This is a genomic window from Halorhodospira sp. 9622 (assembly GCF_022228025.1).
Lineage (GTDB): Bacteria > Pseudomonadota > Gammaproteobacteria > Nitrococcales > Halorhodospiraceae > Halorhodospira > Halorhodospira halophila_A.
The window spans coordinates 1-16,393 of record NZ_JAJNRE010000035.1 but is presented as its reverse complement, the minus strand read 5'-3'; the positions used below and the strand labels follow the sequence as shown (position 1 = coordinate 16,393).

The 16,393-nt window shown below is 70.8% G+C and carries 17 protein-coding genes; 4 read left to right on the top strand and 13 right to left on the bottom strand.

What is annotated here, in order from left to right; all coding sequences use genetic code 11:
• Nucleotides 1-20: 20 nt before the first annotated feature.
• Together LRG07_RS12570 and metK are read right to left on the bottom strand one after the other, a co-directional pair.
• Nucleotides 21-797, bottom strand: coding sequence for an SDR family oxidoreductase (locus tag LRG07_RS12570; protein ID WP_201169504.1), 777 nt, complete (start codon nt 795-797; stop codon nt 21-23).
• 32 nt (nt 798-829) lie between these two features.
• A complete protein-coding gene (metK, locus tag LRG07_RS12565) occupies nt 830-1,990 on the bottom strand; it encodes a methionine adenosyltransferase (protein WP_238642533.1) in 1,161 nt (386 codons plus the stop codon).
• Between the two features lie 203 nt (nt 1,991-2,193).
• Here metK and gap point away from each other — a divergent pair, with 203 nt between their 5' ends.
• Entirely contained in the window at nt 2,194-3,204 is a 1,011-nt protein-coding gene (gap, locus tag LRG07_RS12560) for a type I glyceraldehyde-3-phosphate dehydrogenase (protein WP_201169501.1), read from the top strand.
• A gap of 122 nt (nt 3,205-3,326) precedes the next feature.
• Here the strand turns inward: gap and LRG07_RS12555 are convergent, their stop codons facing one another.
• The 7 genes from LRG07_RS12555 to LRG07_RS12525 form a co-directional block, all read right to left on the bottom strand.
• Complete coding sequence (locus LRG07_RS12555) at nt 3,327-4,022, bottom strand: Crp/Fnr family transcriptional regulator (protein WP_201169498.1); 696 nt, start codon at nt 4,020-4,022, stop codon at nt 3,327-3,329.
• Between the two features lie 124 nt (nt 4,023-4,146).
• Complete coding sequence (locus tag LRG07_RS12550) at nt 4,147-5,034, bottom strand: phosphoribosylaminoimidazolesuccinocarboxamide synthase (RefSeq protein ID WP_201169495.1); 888 nt, start codon at nt 5,032-5,034, stop codon at nt 4,147-4,149.
• A gap of 10 nt (nt 5,035-5,044) precedes the next feature.
• Nucleotides 5,045-6,478, bottom strand: coding sequence for a deoxyribodipyrimidine photo-lyase (locus LRG07_RS12545; RefSeq protein WP_201169492.1), 1,434 nt, complete (start codon nt 6,476-6,478; stop codon nt 5,045-5,047).
• A gap of 3 nt (nt 6,479-6,481) precedes the next feature.
• Nucleotides 6,482-7,378: a MerR family transcriptional regulator gene (locus LRG07_RS12540; protein ID WP_201169489.1), complete on the bottom strand. Its 897-nt coding sequence runs from the start codon at nt 7,376-7,378 to the stop codon at nt 6,482-6,484.
• A complete protein-coding gene (locus LRG07_RS12535) occupies nt 7,371-8,594 on the bottom strand; it encodes a cyclopropane-fatty-acyl-phospholipid synthase family protein (RefSeq protein WP_201169486.1) in 1,224 nt (407 codons plus the stop codon). The genes LRG07_RS12540 and LRG07_RS12535 overlap by 8 nt, the downstream gene beginning before the upstream one ends.
• Nucleotides 8,591-9,355 (bottom strand): DUF1365 domain-containing protein, encoded by a 765-nt coding sequence (locus tag LRG07_RS12530; protein WP_201169484.1) that lies wholly within the window; start codon nt 9,353-9,355, stop codon nt 8,591-8,593. Before LRG07_RS12530 ends, LRG07_RS12535 begins: the two co-directional genes overlap by 4 nt.
• Complete coding sequence (locus tag LRG07_RS12525) at nt 9,352-10,689, bottom strand: FAD-dependent oxidoreductase (protein WP_201169481.1); 1,338 nt, start codon at nt 10,687-10,689, stop codon at nt 9,352-9,354. Before LRG07_RS12525 ends, LRG07_RS12530 begins: the two co-directional genes overlap by 4 nt.
• A gap of 146 nt (nt 10,690-10,835) precedes the next feature.
• Here LRG07_RS12525 and djlA point away from each other — a divergent pair, with 146 nt between their 5' ends.
• The 3 genes from djlA to LRG07_RS12510 all read left to right on the top strand — a co-directional run bounded on the left by djlA (nt 10,836) and on the right by LRG07_RS12510 (nt 13,675).
• Nucleotides 10,836-11,642 carry a co-chaperone DjlA gene (gene djlA / locus LRG07_RS12520; protein WP_201169478.1) on the top strand — a complete coding sequence of 269 codons (807 nt, stop codon included), beginning with the start codon at nt 10,836-10,838 and terminating at the stop codon, nt 11,640-11,642.
• A 79-nt stretch (nt 11,643-11,721) separates the two neighbouring features.
• Nucleotides 11,722-12,267, top strand: a complete 546-nt coding sequence (locus LRG07_RS12515) for a macro domain-containing protein (protein ID WP_201169475.1) — start codon at nt 11,722-11,724, stop codon at nt 12,265-12,267.
• Nucleotides 12,260-13,675 (top strand): M20/M25/M40 family metallo-hydrolase, encoded by a 1,416-nt coding sequence (locus tag LRG07_RS12510; protein ID WP_201241478.1) that lies wholly within the window; start codon nt 12,260-12,262, stop codon nt 13,673-13,675. Before LRG07_RS12515 ends, LRG07_RS12510 begins: the two co-directional genes overlap by 8 nt.
• Nucleotides 13,676-13,678: 3 nt before the next feature.
• On the opposite strand, the gene LRG07_RS12505 is transcribed toward LRG07_RS12510, so the two are convergent.
• The 4 genes from LRG07_RS12505 to LRG07_RS12490 are packed head-to-tail and all read right to left on the bottom strand — an operon-like array spanning nt 13,679 to nt 16,186.
• The gene (locus LRG07_RS12505; RefSeq protein WP_201169471.1) at nt 13,679-13,831 is read right to left on the bottom strand and encodes a hypothetical protein; all 153 of its coding nucleotides are present in this window, start codon (nt 13,829-13,831) and stop codon (nt 13,679-13,681) included.
• Nucleotides 13,832-13,833: 2 nt separating this feature from the next.
• Entirely contained in the window at nt 13,834-14,379 is a 546-nt protein-coding gene (gene gloA, locus LRG07_RS12500; protein WP_238633366.1) for a lactoylglutathione lyase, read from the bottom strand.
• A gap of 33 nt (nt 14,380-14,412) precedes the next feature.
• Nucleotides 14,413-15,477 (bottom strand): calcium/sodium antiporter, encoded by a 1,065-nt coding sequence (locus tag LRG07_RS12495; RefSeq protein WP_201169467.1) that lies wholly within the window; start codon nt 15,475-15,477, stop codon nt 14,413-14,415.
• Between the two features lie 31 nt (nt 15,478-15,508).
• A complete protein-coding gene (locus tag LRG07_RS12490) occupies nt 15,509-16,186 on the bottom strand; it encodes a hemolysin III family protein (RefSeq protein ID WP_238642532.1) in 678 nt (225 codons plus the stop codon).
• Nucleotides 16,187-16,393: the final 207 nt, after the last annotated feature.

Here is a 16,393-nt window from a genome sequence, read left to right as displayed (position 1 = left end):
GCGCCAGGCCCGATGCGCCTCTACCAGGGGATGGGCTGCCCGTCCCAGGCGAAGAACCCGCCGCTGTCCGAGGCATCGAGGCCATCGATCACCGCCAGCAGCTGGCGCACCGTGCGCTGTGGCGGGAACAGCTGATCGGTCGGCACCCAGGCCTGGAACGGCGCCGAGAGATCCGTGTCCGTCGTCCCCGGGTGCAGCGCCACGCAGCTGACCTGAGGTGCCCGGCGCTCGAACTCCACCGCCAGGGTGCGGATGAACTGGTTCAGCGCCGCCTTCGAGCCCCGGTAGGCGTACCAGCCCCCCTTGCGGTTGTCACCGATCGAGCCCACCCGCGCCGAGATCGCCGCGAAGACCGCCGGATCGCCGTGCTCAAGCCGGGGCAGGAAGTGACGCGCGACCAGCAGCGGGCCGGCGGCGTTGACCTGAAACAGCGCAGAGAGCGCCTCTGGCGTGACCGCCTCCAGCCGCTTCTCCGGCCGGATCCGCCGGGCCCGGTCGTGCAGCAGCCCGGCGGCGTTGACCACCAGATGCAGCCGGCCTTGCGCCGCCGCCACCTCCGCCGCCGCGTCCTGGATGGTCGACTCCTCGGTCACGTCTAGGGTCAGCAGCCGCAGCCGTTGCGGATGGGCCTCGGCCAGCGCCTGCAATGCCTGCGCCCGCGCCGGATCCCGGCAGGAGGCCCAGACCCGCGCGATCCGATCCTGCGCCAGGCACTGCTCGACAAATTGCAGCCCGATGCCGCGGCTGGCCCCCTGGATCAGGACCTCACCGCCTTGCGGGATCCAGTTCAGTGCCATGGGTGTCCTCCTCGGGGCGTTCGTCGCCGCGGTTAGAGCCCGGCGTCGGCGGCCAGGGCCTGGGCGCGGTCGGTGCGCTCCCAGGTGAAGGCCTCGCCGTCGCGGCCAAAGTGCCCGTGGGCGGCGGTCATCTGATAGACCGGGCGCAGCAGCCCGAGGTCGCGGATGATGGCGTAGGGGCGTAGATCGAAGTGGCGGCGGACCAGTTCGGTCAGCCGGGCCCGCGGCAGCACCCCGGTCCCGAAGGTCTCCACCGAGATCGAGACCGGCTCCGCGACCCCGATGGCGTAGGCGACCTGCACCTCGCAGCGGCGGGCGAGACCGGCGGCGACCAGGTTCTTGGCCACGTACCGGCAGGCGTAGGCCGCCGAGCGGTCGACCTTGGACGGATCCTTGCCCGAGAAGCAGCCGCCACCGACGCGGGCGATGCCGCCGTAGGTGTCCACTACCACCTTGCGCCCAGTGAGCCCGGCATCGCCCAGCGGCCCGCCGACGACGAAGCGGCCGGTGGGGTTGATGTAGAAGCGGGTCCGCTCATCCAGCCAGCTCGCTGGCAGGGTGGGGCGCAGGATCTCCTCGATGACCGCCTCGCGCACCGTTTCCAGCTTCGCCGCCTCGCTGTGCTGGGTGGAGAGCACCACCGCGTCGATGGCCACCGGCTCGCCGTCGGCGTAGCGGCAGGTGACCTGACACTTGGCGTCGGGGCGTAGCCACGGCAGGCTGCCGGCGCGGCGGAGCCGGGCGTGACGCTCCATGAGCCGGTGGGCGTGATGGATGGGGGCGGGCATCAGGGCCGGGGTCTCGTCGCAGGCGTAGCCGAACATCAGCCCCTGATCACCGGCTCCCTGGCTCTGCGGGTCGTCGCGGTCGACCCCCCGGGCGATGTCCGGCGACTGCTGGCCCAGGGCGTGGAGAACCGCGCAGGTGTCGGCATCGAAGCCGAGCTGCGAGCCGCTGTAGCCGAGGTCGCGGACGGTCTCGCGAACGACCCGTTCGAAGTCGATGGACGCCGAGGTGGTGAGCTCGCCGAAGAGCAGCACCATGCCGGTCTTGATCGCCGTCTCGCAGGCCACCCGGGCGTGGGGGTCGGTGGCGAGGGCGGCGTCGACCACGGCGTCGGAGATTCGGTCGGCCATCTTGTCCGGATGGGCCTCCGAGACCGACTCCGAGGTGAAGAGGTGGTGATCATCCATGGCAAGCCCCTGACAAATCAGCTATCGCGCCAGCTAATTACCGGCATCCTCAATCTTGATGGCCTGTATCCCCGCAGCGCGGATGGATCGGTTACACTGCCGCGGTCGCCGTTTCGACGCAACGGACGCGGTGCAGGACGGCGGGGGCGCCGGCGAGTACCGCAGCAGATTCAAGATGAAGCGTAATTGAGGGAGGAGGATCCATGACCATCAACGTAGCGATCAACGGTTACGGGCGTATCGGCCGCAATGTCCTGCGCGCGCTCTACGAGAGCGGCCGCACCGACGAGATCCGCATCGTCGCCATCAACGACCTCGGCGACGCCGAGACCAACGCCCATCTGACCCGCTACGACACGGCCCACGGCCGCTTCCCCGGCGATGTGCAGGTGGAAGGCGGTGACCTGGTGGTCAACGGCGACCGCATCAAGGTCTGCGCCGAGCGCAACCCCGCCGACCTGCCGTGGAAGGACCTCGGGGTCGATGTCGTCATGGAGTGCACCGGGCTGTTCACCACCAAGGAGGCTGCCGGTGCCCACATCCAGGCTGGTGCCAAGAAGGTGGTGATCTCTGCTCCCGGCGGCAAGGACGTGGACGGCACCTTCGTCTACGGCGTCAACCATCAGCAGATGACCCCGGAGCTCGAGGTGGTCTCCAACGCCTCCTGCACCACCAACTGCCTGGCGCCCATGGTCAAGGCCATCCAGGACAAGATCGGGGTCGAGGCCGGCCTGATGACCACGGTTCACGCCTACACCAACGACCAGGTGCTGACCGACGTCTTCCACAAGGATCTGCGCCGCGCCCGCAGCGCCACCCATTCGCAGATCCCGACCAAGACCGGTGCCGCCGCGGCGGTGGGTCTGGTGTTGCCCGAGCTCAACGGCAAGCTCGACGGCTTCGCCATCCGCGTGCCGACGATCAACGTCTCGCTGGTGGATCTGACCTTCACCGCCTCCCGCGACACCAGCGTCGAGGAGGTCAATCAGGTGGTGAAGGCGGCCTCCCAGGGTGAGCTCGCCGGCGTGCTCGCCTACAACGAAGACCCGCTGGTCTCCATCGACTTCAACCACAACCCGTCGTCGAGCATCTTCGATGCCACCCTCACCCGCGCCATGGGCGGTCGCCTGATCAAGGCCTGCGCCTGGTACGACAACGAGTGGGGCTTCTCCAACCGCATGCTCGACACCACGGTGGCGCTGATGCGCGCCTGACTAGCTGCGGCATTCGCTGTAGCCACCGCCCCATCCGGCATCGCCGGGTGGGGCGGTTTTGGTTTTGCGATTCAGAAGCGGTTTTGGCGGCGGGCGCCGGGCGGGGGTGGCCCGCCGGGTGGCTAGGTGCTGCGGGCGCTTTCCACGAGCTGGTGGAGTTCGTCGGCGTCGAGCAGGCGCACGTGGCCGCCACGCTCCTCGAAGACCCGCTCGCGCTTCCAGCGCGCCATCACCCGGCTGACCGTCTCTACCCGCAGGCCGAGCAGGTCGCCTAGCTCGCTGCGCGACAGCGGCAGCGGCAGCCACTCGGCCTGGCAGCCGTGCTTGGTCTGCCAATGGAGAAGGAACGAGGCCACGCGCTCCTCGGCCTTGCGCGCACCCAGATCCAGGGCCAAGGTCTCGACCTCGTTGAGGGCGCGTCGCCACCGGTTGAGCAGGGCGTTGGTGAAGGTCGGATCGGCGGTGCGCAGCTGCTCCAGCAGGGTGTTGGGCAGCCGGCACAGGGAGACCGGGGTGAGCGCGATGGCGCTGTGGTGGTGGGCGTCGCCGAACAGCCCCTCGGCACCGAAGAAGTCGCCGCCGACCAGCAGGCGCACGATCTGCTCGCGCCCGCCGGGCTGGTTGCGCACCAGCTTGATGATGCCCTCGCGCAGGGTAAAGGCCGAGTCGGCGCTGCCGCCTTCCTGGTAGAGCACCGTCCCTGCCGGTTCGCGGAACTCCTGGGCCTGATCCTGAAGCTGCGCGACAGTCTGCGGGTCGATCTCGCCGAACAGCGCGACGGAGCGGATGGCGCAGTTCTCGCAGTCGCTTGGCTCCATGGGGATCCACTCCGCGGGGTTGATGCCCTGACGGGGTGACTCTACCACATTCGCGACGTCTGTATTGTGCATGATCAATTCTGCCCCGTGGGTCGGTCCATGGCCGCGGCTCCGCGGACGGCGCCTAGCGGGTGAGCAGGCGCTCGGCCTCGCGGTACTTATCCGCGGTTCTGCGGATCACGTCGTCGCTCAGGTGGGGCGCCGGCGGGCGCTTGTCCCAGCCCAGCGCCTCGAGGTGATCGCGGATGTACTGCTTGTCGAAGGCCGGGGGCGCAGTGCCGGGTTGCCAGGCGTCGGCCGGCCAGAAGCGCGACGAGTCCGGGGTCAGCAGCTCGTCGATGATCACCGGCTCGCCCTCCGGTGTGACGCCGAACTCCAGCTTGGTATCGGCGATGATCAGCCCGCGGGCTTCCGCGTGCTCGGTGGCCAACGCGAAGATCTCCAGGGCGATGGTGCGGATCCGTTCGGCCAGATCGGCGCCGATGAGCTCGACGGTCTGAGCGAACGAGATCGGCTCGTCGTGGTCGCCGACAGCGGCCTTGGTGGTCGGCGTGAAGATTGGTTCGGGCAGTCGGTCCGACTGGCGCAGGCCGCCGGGCAGGGCGACCCCGGAGACGGTGCCGTCCTGCTGGTAGGACTGCCACCCGGAGCCAGCCAGGTAGCCGCGGACGATGGCCTCCACGGGCAGTGCCTGCAGGCGGCGGACCACCACGCCGCGCTCGCGGACCTGATCGGCCTCTTCCGGGGCCACCACCGACTCCGGTGGGGTATCGAGCAGGTGGTTGGCGGCCAAGTGCCCAGTCTTGCGGAACCAGAAGTTCGAGACCCGGGTCAGCACCGCCCCCTTGTCGGGGATCGGGTCCGGAAGGATGACATCGAAGGCCGAGAGCCGATCGGTGGCCACGATCAGCAGCCGTTGGTCGTCCACGGCGTAGATGTCACGGACCTTGCCGCTGTGCAGCAGCGGCAAGCTCTGGATGCGGGTCTGGGAAACGGGCGTACTTGTTGTCATGCACCCTACCCTACCCGAGGGCCTGGAATGCTGCCAGCGCCTCCTTGCGGCTGGTGGCCAGATCGACCAGCGGCTCGGGGTAGTTGTGCCCGAGGCGCAGGCCGCAGCGCGCCCGGGTGTCGGCGGGCGCCGCCCAGGGTTGGTGGATATGGCTCTTGGGCAGGCCGGCGACCTCGGGGACCCACTGCCGGACATACTCGCCATCCGGGTCGAAGCGCTCGCCCTGGCGGACCGGGTTGAAGACGCGGAAATAGGGGGCGGCGTCGGCACCGCAGCCGCTGACCCACTGCCAGCCCATGCTGTTGCTGGCCAGATCCCAGTCCACCAGCGTATCGCGGAAGTGCGCCTCGCCGTGCTGCCAGGGCAGGCGCAGGTTCTTGACCAGGAAGGAGCCGACCACCATGCGCACCCGGTTATGCATCCAGCCGGTGGCCCAGAGCTCGCGCATGCCGGCATCCACCAGGGGTACGCCGGTCGCACCCCGGCGCCAGGCGTCGAGCAGGGCGCCGTCCGGATCCTCGCGCCAGGCGAAGCGGCCGAACCGCTTGTCGATGGGTGTGTCGTGCAGCTGCGGCTGCTGCCAGAGGAGGTGGTAGGCGAACTCCCGCCAGCCCAGTTCGGCAAGGAAGGTGTCCAGGGCCTCGGCCGCCGCCGGCTGCGCCTGCCGCGCGTCGTGTACGGCGTGCCAGAGCGTGCGGATGCTGACCTCGCCGAAGTGCAGGTGCGGCGACAGCCGCGAGGTCCCTGGTCGCGCCGGGTAGTCGCGCTGCTCGGCGTAAGCGGTTGCTGCCGTTTCCAGGAACCGCTCCAGGCGCTGCGTGGCGCCGACGGTACCGGGCTGCCAGGAGGCAGCCAGTTTTTCGTCCCAGCGGATGCGCGGCAGCAACCCCAGTGCCTCCAGCGGCTGTGGTTCCGGGATGGCCTCCGGCAAACCGGGCAGTGCCGGGGGCGAAGTCGGACGTGGTGGATCCAGCTGCGCGCGGACACTGCGCCAGAAGGGGGTGAAGGCTCGGTACGGGGTGCCGCTGCGGTTGCGCACAGCGCTCGGGTCGGTGAGCAGGCCGTCGGGGAGGACCTCCAGGCGGGCCCCGATCCCGGCCAGCGCCTCGGCGACGGCAGCCTCCTGCTGTCGGGCCCACGGCTCGGCGATGGCCGTGCAGTAGACCACCGTGGCGTCGCTGATCTGCGCCCAGTGGCACAGCCGCTCGGCGCTCGATCCGCTGTCCAGGCAAAGCCGGCTGCCGGCGGCGGCCAGCTCGGCGTCCAGGGCGGCGAGGCTGTGGTGCAGCCACCACAGGCTGGCTGCGCCGGCGGCGGGTCGGGCTTCCTCCGGGGCGTGGATGTAGACCGGGGCGATGCGCTCCGCAGCCTGTGCGGCGCGGGCCAGGGCCGGCTGATCGGCCAGGCGCAGGTCCCGGCGCAGCCAGACAAGGGCGGTGCTCACGGCTCAGTCTCCCTGTTGCGGTGGGTGGCAGAGGCGGTCGATGACCTGGTGGGGCTCGCCGGCCAGGGCCCGCACCCCGGCCGGCAGGCCATCGGGCTGCTCAGCGGCCGGGCCGGTGACCGCCGTCTGGCCCGGCCAGCCGCCGGCCAGGTTGGCTACTGCCTCGTCCCAGGCTGCCGCCGGATGGGCGCCGCCGTAGAGCAGCAGGTGGTCCGCCGCAGCGCGGCGGGCCCCGGCATCGATGGCCGCCGCCGGCACCGCCTCGCCGAGCAGTACCGGGTGGTGGCCCCGGTTCAGGGCGGTCAGCGCCAGGATGCACAGGGCCACGCCGGTGACGCCGGTGGCGGGTCCCGGCTGCGCCGGTGCGGCCAGCAGCAGGCGCTGCCCCTGGCCCTGCGCCGGCGCCCGATTGGCCAGGTGCCCCAGGCGCCCGCGCAGGTAAGCGGCCAGCAGGTGCCCCTCGGCCACCGCCTCGGCATCGCCGGCCAGGCGCTCGCTGAGCACCGGCAGCAGAACGTGGCTCGCCGCCCGGTCCACCGGGTAGAGGCTGAGCAGCTCGCTCAGGGCGCCGTCCAGAGCGGCGGGCTCGAAACGCGCCAGGGCCCGGGCCAGGTGGCTGCGCCAGGCCGGCCAAGGCTCCTCACCGGCGGCGATCTCCTCGCCGCTCTCCTCGGCGGCGAGCGCTTCGCGGGCCCGGCTGATCAGCACCCCGCGGTCGAGGAGCTGGAGGATCCGCCGGATCCGCGCGATATCGCCCTCCGAGTAGAGGCGGTGGCCCTTGGCGGTGCGGTGTGGACGGATGAGTCCGTAGCGACGCTCCCACGCCCGCAGGGTGACCGGGTTGACGCCGGTGAACTCCGCGACGGTGCGGATCGGATAGACCGGCGTCTCGTCAGGCATGCGGGCGCCGGACCAGGAAACGCTGCAGATCGATGCGCCCGCAACGGAAGCCGCCCTCGCAGTAGCCGAGGTAATAGCGCCACATGCGCCGGAAGCGCTCGTCAAAGCCCTGTGCCCGGACCTGGTCGCTACAGGCGAGGAAACGCTCATGCCACGCCAGCAGCGTGTCGGCGTAATCACCGGCGTGGCTGGTCACCCGCTCGCAGTGCAGCCCGGCGGCGCCGAGGCCCTCGCGGACGTGGTGCTCGGTGGGCAGCATGCCGCCGGGGAAGATGTAGCGCTGGATGAAGTCCGGGCCACCGGTGTAGACCGGCCAGGATGCCTCGTCGATGGTAATGATCTGCAGCAGAGCCCGCCCGCCGGGGCGCAGGCAGCGGTAGACGGTGTCGAAGAAGGCGGGCCAGTGCTCCTGGCCGACGGCCTCGAACATCTCGATGGAGACGATGTGGTCGAACTGCCCGGACACCTCGCGGTAGTCCTGCAGGCGCAGATCGGCCCGGTCGTTCAGGTCCGCCTCGGCCAGCGCCGACTGCGCCCAGGCCAGCTGCTCGCGGGAGAGCGTCAGCCCGGTCACCGCCAACCCGGCACCGGCTGCCTCCCGGGCGAAACCGCCCCAGCCGCAGCCGATCTCCAGCACCCGCTCACCGGGCTGCGCGCCCAGCTCATCGAGGGTGCGCCGGTACTTGTTGCGCTGTGCGTCGGCCAGTGGCTGTTCGGGCTCGGCGAAGAGTGCCGAGGAGTAGGTCATGGTCTCGTCCAGCCACAGGCGGTAGAAGTCGTTGCCCAGGTCGTAGTGGTAGGCGATGTTGCGCCGGCTGCCGCGCAGGGTGTTGGCGCGCAGTCGGTGCAGCAGCCCGAGCAGGGCGCGGGTGTACCAGCGCCCTGCCGGCGTGGCGTTGTAGGCGTGTTCATTGCTGGCCATCACCTGGATCAGCGGCGCCAGCGCCGGGGTGTCCCACTCGCCGGCCATGAAGCTCTCGGCGAAGCCGATGTCGCCGCGGTGCAGGACGCGCGCGACCAGTCGGGCCGGCCGGTGCAGGGTCATCTCGGCAGCTGGGCCATCGATCTCGCCGCCGAACATCAGCGAGCGGCCGTCGGGCAGGTGCAGGCGCAAGGTGCCGGTGCGAAAGCGCGCCAGCCAACGGATCAGCGGCCGCGCTGCCAGCGGCACACCGGGTTGTGTGCGGGCAGATCCGGTTTGGCTGATCTGCGTCATCCAACGAGCTCCTTGGGTGATTCGGGTTTGCTGTGGAATCGGCCACCGCGCAGGTAGATCTTCAGCGCCTGCCAGTGGATGCCGACCAGGGCGCGGATCCCCGGCGGCGGCAGCCGGCCGAGGATGCGCAGCAGCTGACCGTCGGTCAGCGAACGGCGCTCACCGGTCTGCACCGCCGACAGGCGGCGCCCCTCCTCGCCATGGTAGCCGATGGCCACCGCCAGCGACTCGGTCAGCGCCGAGAAGCGGAAGCGGTACTCGCCGTCGACGGGCAGGAACGGCGAGACGTGAAAGACCTTGGTGGCCTGGCTGCGAATGGGGAAAGGCATGGGCGCCCCGTCCTGGTGGAGCAGGTAGCCGTAGACCTCGCCGAAGGTGTTGTGCACCTCGCAGAGCACGGCGCGCGGGCGCTCGTCCCGGTCGAGGCAGAACCACACCGACAGCGGATTGAAGGCGTGGTTGAGCACTCGGGGCACGGTCAGCAGCAGGACGCGGCCGTCCGCCGTGTCCAGGCCGCGCTCGGCCAGCACCGAATCGATCCACGGGCGCAGCGGCGTACCGTCCCGCGGGCCGTAGTCCCGATCGTGAAGGCTGATCGGCCCGCTGCGGTTGTAGGCGAATAGCCGGCACCGCGCATCCAGCGCCGGGAGGTCGTCAACGTCGAAGAGGAACGCGGCGTAGCGGTAGCGGAAATGGTACTGCGGCGCGATGCTGCGCCGGTGGGTGACCCCACCGACGTAGAGCGCAGGGGCTTCGATCATGCCGCCTCCCCCGCCGGCTGTCCGGCGGCCGCGGTGGCGCTGGCCGGGGCGGCCTGCGCCTCGCCGCCCCACGGCGGCGGGCAGCCGAGCTGCTCGGCGACGCGCACCGCCGAGCGCAGACCGTCCTCGTGGAAGCCGAAGCCGGTCCACGCGCCGCAGAACCACAGCCGGTCGCGGCCCTGGATCGCCGGCAGCGCGTCCTGGGCGGCGGCGGCGTCCCCGTCGAGGACCGGGTGCGTGAAGGCCAGCCGCCGCTGCACGTAGGCGTCGTCGATGGCGTCCACTGGGTTGAGGCTGACGAAGATGTTCTGCTCGCTGGGCACCTGCTGCAGGCGGTTCAGCCAGTAGGTGACCGAGACCGGGCGCCGGGATTGCTCGTCGGCGGCGCTGATGTGGTTCCAGCTGGCCCAGATGCGGCGGCGTTGCGGCATGGCCGAGGGGTCGGTGTGCAGCAGCGCCAGGTTGTCCTGGAAGCGGCATTGGCCGAGCAGCCGGGCCTCCTCGTCGGTGGGGGCGTCGAGCATGGCCAGCGTCTGGTCGGCGTGGGCGGCCAGGACTACCTCGTCGAACTCGCCCAGTTCGCCGTCGTCACCGCTCAGCCGCACGCCTCCTGCGTCTAGGCGCTGGACCCGACGCACCGGCGTGCTGGTGTGCACCGCGTGGAGGGCCGGCAGGAGCTGGTCGATATAGCGCCGCGCGCCACCGGGGACGGTGTGCCACTGCGGGCGGTCGGCCAGATCGAGCAGTCCGTGGTTGCGGAAGAAGGCCAGGAAGCGCCGGGCCGGGAAGGCGCGCAGGGTGCTCGGCGAGGCGGACCAGATCGCCGCGGCCATGGGCATCAGGTAGTGGCGGCGGAACCCGGGGCCGTACCCGCCGGCGTCCAGGTACTCGCCCAGTGGCAGGTGGTCGTCCAGGCTGCCGGCCAGATCGCGCTTGGCGCGGCGATTGAAGCGCAGGATGTCGTAGACCATGCGCAGGAAGCCCGGGCGGACCAGGTTGCGCCGTTGGGCGAAAAGCCCGCGCAGGCTCTCGCCGTTATACTCCAGGTCGTCGTCGCGGTCGGCGCAGGCAAAGGACATGTCCGAGGCCTGGGCCTCAATGCCCAGGTGGTCGAACAGGGCGCACAGGTGGGGGTAGTTGCGCGGGTTGAAGACCATGAACCCGGTGTCCACCGGGTGGTGGCCGTCGCTCAGGCGGGCGTCGATGGTGCAGGTGTGGCCACCGACGTAGTCCTCGGCCTCGAAGAGCGTGACCCGATGCCGGCCCGCCAGCAGCCAGGCGGCTCCGGCGCCGGCGATCCCTCCGCCGACGACTGCGACATGCTTGTCCGGCACGATGATTCCCCTTCTTGTTGGCAGCGTCCGTGTCCCCTAAGGGTCACCCGATCGACGAGCATTGTAAAACGCGGCCGGGGATGCAAGCGGGCTGCCCTCGACGCAGCCGCTCGGGTATCCTTGGCCCGCGCTGGAAGGTGAGGTGGATGCAGCAGCCGTACCGCATAGTTCGCCGCTGGTCGGGGCGGATCCTCGCCACCCTCGGCGGCTGGCTCATCGCCGGCTGGAGCGGGGCGGTGGCGGGCTTGGCCGTGGGGGCCCTGATCGATCTGTGGGTGCGCCTGACCCAGGTCGTGGGGCTGGTCTGGAGCGGCTGCGGCCTGGGCCGCACGCAGCGTCTTTTCCTCGGCGCTACGGCCCTGACCATGGGTCATCTGGCCAAGAGCGACGGCCGCGTCAGCGAGCAGGAGATCGCCGCCGCCCGCCGGGTGCTGGGAGAGCTGCCGCTGGACGAGCGTGGCCGCCGGCGGGCGATCACCATCTTCAACCGCGGCAAGGCGCCCGACGCCCCGCTGCGTCCTGTGCTTGGCCTGCTGCGGGTGGTTGGCCGCAACCGTCCCCAGGAGCTGGCCCGCTTTCTGGAGTTCCAGCTGCGCGTGGCGCTGGCTGATGGCGCCCTGGATGCGCCGCGGGAAAGACTGCTGCGCCGCATCTGGCACCAGGTGGGGGTGTCCCGGGCCGACCTCGACGCCCGACTGGCCGAGCTGCGCCGCGGCACGGTCCGCCGCGGCGTGCGCCCGACCCTGGACCACGCCTACCGGCTGCTTGGGCTCAGTCGCGGGGCGAGTAGTGACGAGGTGCGCAGGGCCTACCGGCGCGCGATCAGTCAGAGCCACCCCGACCGACTGATTGCCCGGGGCGTCTCGGAGGAGGAGCTGGAGGCCGCCGGCGAGCGGACCCGCCAGATCCGGGCCGCCTACGAGGCCATCCGTGAGGCCCGCGGCGGCTCCTGACTGCTACCTTCCCGGAAGAGGCCTTGTCACGTTGCCCCGGTGGCCAGCCGGTTGCCGGGCGCCGTTGTCAGGAGGGAGGATGCAGGCACGATTCGCGGATCTCATTGTAGAGACGCGGGTGGGGGACATTGCCGCCCAGGATGATTGCGATGCCGTGGTCAATGCCGCCAATGCCCAGCTGATGCCCGGCGGCGGGGTCGCCGGCGCGTTGCATCGCGCCGCCGGCCCGGAGCTGGCCGAAGCGTGCCGGCCGCTGGCGCCCATCCAGCCGGGGCAGGCGGTGATCACCTCCGGCTTCGCCCTGCCGAACCGGCACGTCATCCACTGCCTCGGGCCGGTCTACGGCGTCGACGAGCCCGGCGAGCAGCTGCTCGCCGCCTGCTACCGCAACGCGCTGCGCCGCGCCGAGGAGCACTGGCTGACCAGCCTGGCCATGCCGGCGTTGTCCACTGGTGCCTTCGGGTTTCCCATGGAGCGCGCCGCCCGCGTCGCCGTGGGCACCCTGCGCAGCACGGCGGCGCAGCTCCGGCACGTACGGCGCGCCTGCTTCGTCCTCGCCGACGAGTCAGCGCGCAGCATCCACGACCAAGTGATTCAAGAGCTGGCGGAGGAACAAGGTGGCTAACGTCCTGGAAACGCAGCGGGTGATCGATACCTGGAACCGGGAGGCCCTGCCGGCCCTGGAGCAGTTCGTGCGCATCCCGGCCCGATCGCCGCACTTCGACCCGGAGTGGGCGGCCAACGGCCACTTGGACCGGGCGCTGGAGCTGGCGGAGGCCTTCTGTCAGCGCCACCTGCCCGGTGCAGAGGTGGGCATCGAGCGGCTCGAGGGGCGGACCCCGCTGCTGTTCGTCGATCTGCCCGGAAGCGACGATTCGGCGGGCACTGCGTTGCTTTACGGTCACCTGGACAAACAGCCGGAGAATACGGGCTGGTCTGATGGCCTCGGTCCCTGGGAGCCGGTGGTGCGCGAGGGCCGGCTCTACGGGCGCGGTGCGGTGGACGACGGCTACGCCGTCTTCTCGGCGGTGGTGGCCATCGCCGAGTTGCAGGCGGCGGGGCTGCGCCATCCCCGCTGCGTGCTGGTCATCGAGGCGTGCGAGGAGAGCGGCAGTTTCGACCTGCCGGCCTACCTCGATGCCCTGGCACCGCGCATCGGCCAGCCGGATCTCATCGTCTGCCCCGACGCCGGGTGCGGGACCTACGACCGACTGTGGAATACCACCTCGCTGCGCGGCATGATCACCGGTACCCTGCGCGTGGATGTGCTCCGTGAGGGGGTGCACTCCGGCGACGCCGGCGGCGTGGTGCCGTCGAGTTTCCGCATCCTGCGCCAGCTCCTCAGCCGCCTTGAGGATCCCGAGACCGGCCGCGTACTGCCGCAGCTCTGCGGCGTCACCATCCCCGGTCTGCGCCGGCAGCAGGCCGAGCACGCCGGCGCCGTGCTCGGCGACCTGACTCGCGACCGCTACCCCTTCCTGCGCGGGGTCGAGGCGCAGTCCGAAGACCCCGCCGAGCGCATCCTCGATCGCACCTGGCGCGCCGCGCTGGAGGTGGTCGGTGCCGAGGGGCTGCCCCCGGTGGAGGCCGCCGGCAACGTGCTGCGTCCGTTCACCGCCACCAAGCTGGCGCTCCGCCTGCCCCCCACCGTCGATGCGGAGGCCGTGGCCGAGGGGCTGGAGACGCTGTTCTGCGAGGATCCGCCGGCCCGGGCGCGGGTGCGCTTCGAGCCCGATGCGGTGGCTTCCGGCTGGGCCGCGCCGGAGCCTGAGCCATGGCTCTCCGGCGCCCTGGAGGAGGCCTCGCAGGGCCACTTCGGAGCGGCACCGGTGCACATGGGCGAGGGCGGGACCATCCCGCTGCTCAACTGGCTGGAGCGGCGTTTCCCCGCGGCGCAGTACCTGGTCACCGGCGTGGCCGGGCCCGGCTCCAACGCCCACGGCCCGGACGAGTTCCTGCACCTCGACGCGGCTCGCCGGCTGACTGCCTGCCTGGGCGAGGTGCTGCATGCCCTCGCCGGTCGGCCGCGCTGAAGCTCAGATCGTCCGCGTAAAGGCGAGGATGGCCAGGATCAGCAGCACCGCCGCGAGGATGAACGCGGTGTTGCTGATCACCTCGGTGCGCTCGCGCACGGCGATGCCGGCGACGATCAGCACCGCCATCCCGAGCAGCATCAAAAGGCCGGGCATGATCAGCCCAGCCCCTGGCGTTCCAGCAGATCGGGCTGCACCACCTCGATCCAGTAGCCGTCCGGATCGCGAATGAAGGCGATGCCCTGCATCCGGCCCTCCTGAGGGCGCTTGACGAAGTCTACCTGCAGCGCCTCGAAGCGCTCGCAGGCGCTGTAGACGTCGGGGACGGTGATGGCGATATGGCCGAAGCCCTTGGGCTCGGTGTTGCCGTCGTGGAAGGCCACCTCCGGGTCGCTCTCGTCGCCCCAGTTGTGGGTCAGCTCCAGCACCCCCTCGCGGCCGAAGTTCCAGGTGGTGCGCGGACCATCCTCGCTGGGGACCTCGGCAGCCTGGCGGTCGTCCAGGAAGGCGAGGAAGTAGAGCGTAAAGCGCATCTCCTCGAAGTCCAGGCGGCGCACCAGGCGCATACCCAGTACCCGGGTGTAGAAGTCCAGGGAGCGCTGCGGATCCTTGATGCGCAGCATGGTGTGGTTGAGCTTGAAACCGTCGGTCTCCGGCTCTGGCTGCTCGCATAGGCCGGCGGCGGCGTCGAAGTGGCGGCTCATCGTCGGCTACTCCCAGAGGGTTCGGGTGTCACGTCAACTATACAACCCGCGGCGGTAGTCGCGCAGCTGCCGCGTGACGCCCACGGCCAGCGTGATCAGCGTCAGGGGCACCACGAAACCGAGCATCACGGCGCTGAAGGGGCCCAGGGCCTGGTGCTGCGCCGCGGCCAGGAACAGGAAGGCGCAGTAGGCGGCGTAATACCCAAGGAACAGCGCCCCCTCCCAGCGGGCGACGGTGTGCCCGGTGAAGAAAACGGGCAGGCAGGCGAAGGCGACGGCGAGCATCACCGGCAGGTCGAAGGCGAGGGCGGCGGCGTTCACCGTCACCCCGCCAGGCGCGGCCAGAGCGGCCAGGCCGAGGACGGCCAGGAGGTTGAAGATATTGCTGCCGACCAGGTTGCCGACCGCCATCTGGCGGTCGCCGAGCCGGTAGGCGCTGACCGTGGTGGCGATCTCCGGCAGTGACGTGCCCACTGCCACCAGGGTCAGGCCGATGACCAGATCGCTGATCCCCAGTGCCGCGGCCAGCGCCGCCGCCGCGTCCACCAGCAGGAAGGCGCCCACGGCCAGCAACGGGATGCCTATCACCAGTCGCAGCAGGGCCCCGGGGAGGCGTGCTGGAGCGCTCGGTTCGGCCTCGGCCGCGATTTGGCCCCGGTCCCGGGCCAGGGTCAGGGCCAGATAGCCGGCCAACCCGGTGAGCAGGATCACGCCGTCCAAACCGGCCAGCGTCCCGTCCCGGGCGAGGAGCAAGGTGAGCAGCGAGGCGGCCAGCATCACTGGCACGTGGATGCGGATCAGCCGCCGCGCGACGACGATCGGCGCGATCAGCGCCGCCAGTCCGAGCACCAGCAGGATGTTGGCGATGTTGCTGCCGACGACGTTGCCCAGTGCCAGATCGGCGGCGTGGTCGGTGAAGGCGGCCCGCAGGGTGATGGCCAGTTCCGGGGCGCTGGTGCCGAAGGCGACCACGGTCAGTCCGATGACCAGCGGAGCGAGGCCCAGCCGCCGGGCCAACTGGCTGGCGCCGCGGACGAGCAGCTCGGCACCGGCAATGACGCCGGCCAGCCCGGCGGCGAAGAGCAGTAGATCGGTCATGTCGGCCCGTTACGCAGGTGCCCCGGAGGGATCAGAGCTGGGTCGGTTCCGGCGCCAGGACTACGCCCGCCAGAACGGCTGCATAGTGACAGCTGGCGGCGGCGAGGACCATCCCGTGCCAGGCGACGTGGTGGTAGGGCAGGCGGTGCCAGAGGTAGAGCAGTACCCCGGCGCTGTACAGGACGCCGCCGAGTATCAGCAGGATTAGCCCGGCCGTGGACGGTGCCGCCACCAGCGGATCGAGGACGACCACCACCGACCAGCCTAGGGTCAGGCACAGGACCACCGAGAACGCCCGGCCCGGCGGCCGGGGCAGCAGGAGCTTGGCGCCGATGCCGATCAGCGCGACCGCCCACACGAAGGCCAGCAGCGCCCAGCCGTGGGGTGGCTCGAGGGCGTTGACGGTGAACGGGGTGTAGGTCGCGGCGATCATAAAGAAGATCGTCGCGTGATCCAGGCGGCGCAGCCGTTCGGCGCGCGTCGAGTGGTGGTCGGTGAGGTCGTGGTTGCACAGCGCCGAGGCTAGAAACAGGGCGACCAGCGCCAGCCCGTAGAGGGTGACGCTGCCGATCAGGGTCGGGTCGCCACGCTGGATGGCCAGGGTGACCAGAACGGCCGCTCCGGCCAGGGCGGCGGCGATGGCCACCCAGTGCAGGATTCGGTCGGCGGCCTGTTCGGCGCGGCTGTAGGTTCGGGCGCTGAGGCTCATACCCCACAGTATAGGAAGATCGCTGCGGCGGGCTCCAAGGGTCGATCCGCTACAGTGGACGGCGCGTGGAGGCCGGGCGGGAAACGCGCGCGACCTGGCCGGTATGCCCAGCCCGATGCCCCGGTCGGCGGAGGCGCCCCCCGGCTTGCCGGATCGGCGAACGCGCCCCGCCTATCGGCGGGGTTCCCTGTGCTGCTCACCCCGGCG

Coding starts and splice junctions, on each gene's coding strand:
- LRG07_RS12535 (WP_201169486.1), bottom strand. CDS start 8,594: ATGACGCAGATCAGCCAAACCGGATCTGCCCGCACACAACCCGGTGTG.
- LRG07_RS12505 (WP_201169471.1), bottom strand. CDS start 13,831: ATGCCCGGCCTTTTGATGCTGCTCGGGATGGCGGTGCTGATCGTCGCC.
- LRG07_RS12550 (WP_201169495.1), bottom strand. CDS start 5,034: ATGACAACAAGTACGCCCGTTTCCCAGACCCGCATCCAGAGCTTGCCG.
- LRG07_RS12490 (WP_238642532.1), bottom strand. CDS start 16,186: ATGAGCCTCAGCGCCCGAACCTACAGCCGCGCCGAACAGGCCGCCGAC.
- metK (WP_238642533.1), bottom strand. CDS start 1,990: ATGGATGATCACCACCTCTTCACCTCGGAGTCGGTCTCGGAGGCCCAT.
- gap (WP_201169501.1), top strand. CDS start 2,194: ATGACCATCAACGTAGCGATCAACGGTTACGGGCGTATCGGCCGCAAT.
- LRG07_RS12495 (WP_201169467.1), bottom strand. CDS start 15,477: ATGACCGATCTACTGCTCTTCGCCGCCGGGCTGGCCGGCGTCATTGCC.
- gloA (WP_238633366.1), bottom strand. CDS start 14,379: ATGAGCCGCCACTTCGACGCCGCCGCCGGCCTATGCGAGCAGCCAGAG.
- djlA (WP_201169478.1), top strand. CDS start 10,836: ATGCAGCAGCCGTACCGCATAGTTCGCCGCTGGTCGGGGCGGATCCTC.
- LRG07_RS12555 (WP_201169498.1), bottom strand. CDS start 4,022: ATGGAGCCAAGCGACTGCGAGAACTGCGCCATCCGCTCCGTCGCGCTG.
- LRG07_RS12570 (WP_201169504.1), bottom strand. CDS start 797: ATGGCACTGAACTGGATCCCGCAAGGCGGTGAGGTCCTGATCCAGGGG.
- LRG07_RS12540 (WP_201169489.1), bottom strand. CDS start 7,378: ATGCCTGACGAGACGCCGGTCTATCCGATCCGCACCGTCGCGGAGTTC.
- LRG07_RS12515 (WP_201169475.1), top strand. CDS start 11,722: ATGCAGGCACGATTCGCGGATCTCATTGTAGAGACGCGGGTGGGGGAC.
- LRG07_RS12530 (WP_201169484.1), bottom strand. CDS start 9,355: ATGATCGAAGCCCCTGCGCTCTACGTCGGTGGGGTCACCCACCGGCGC.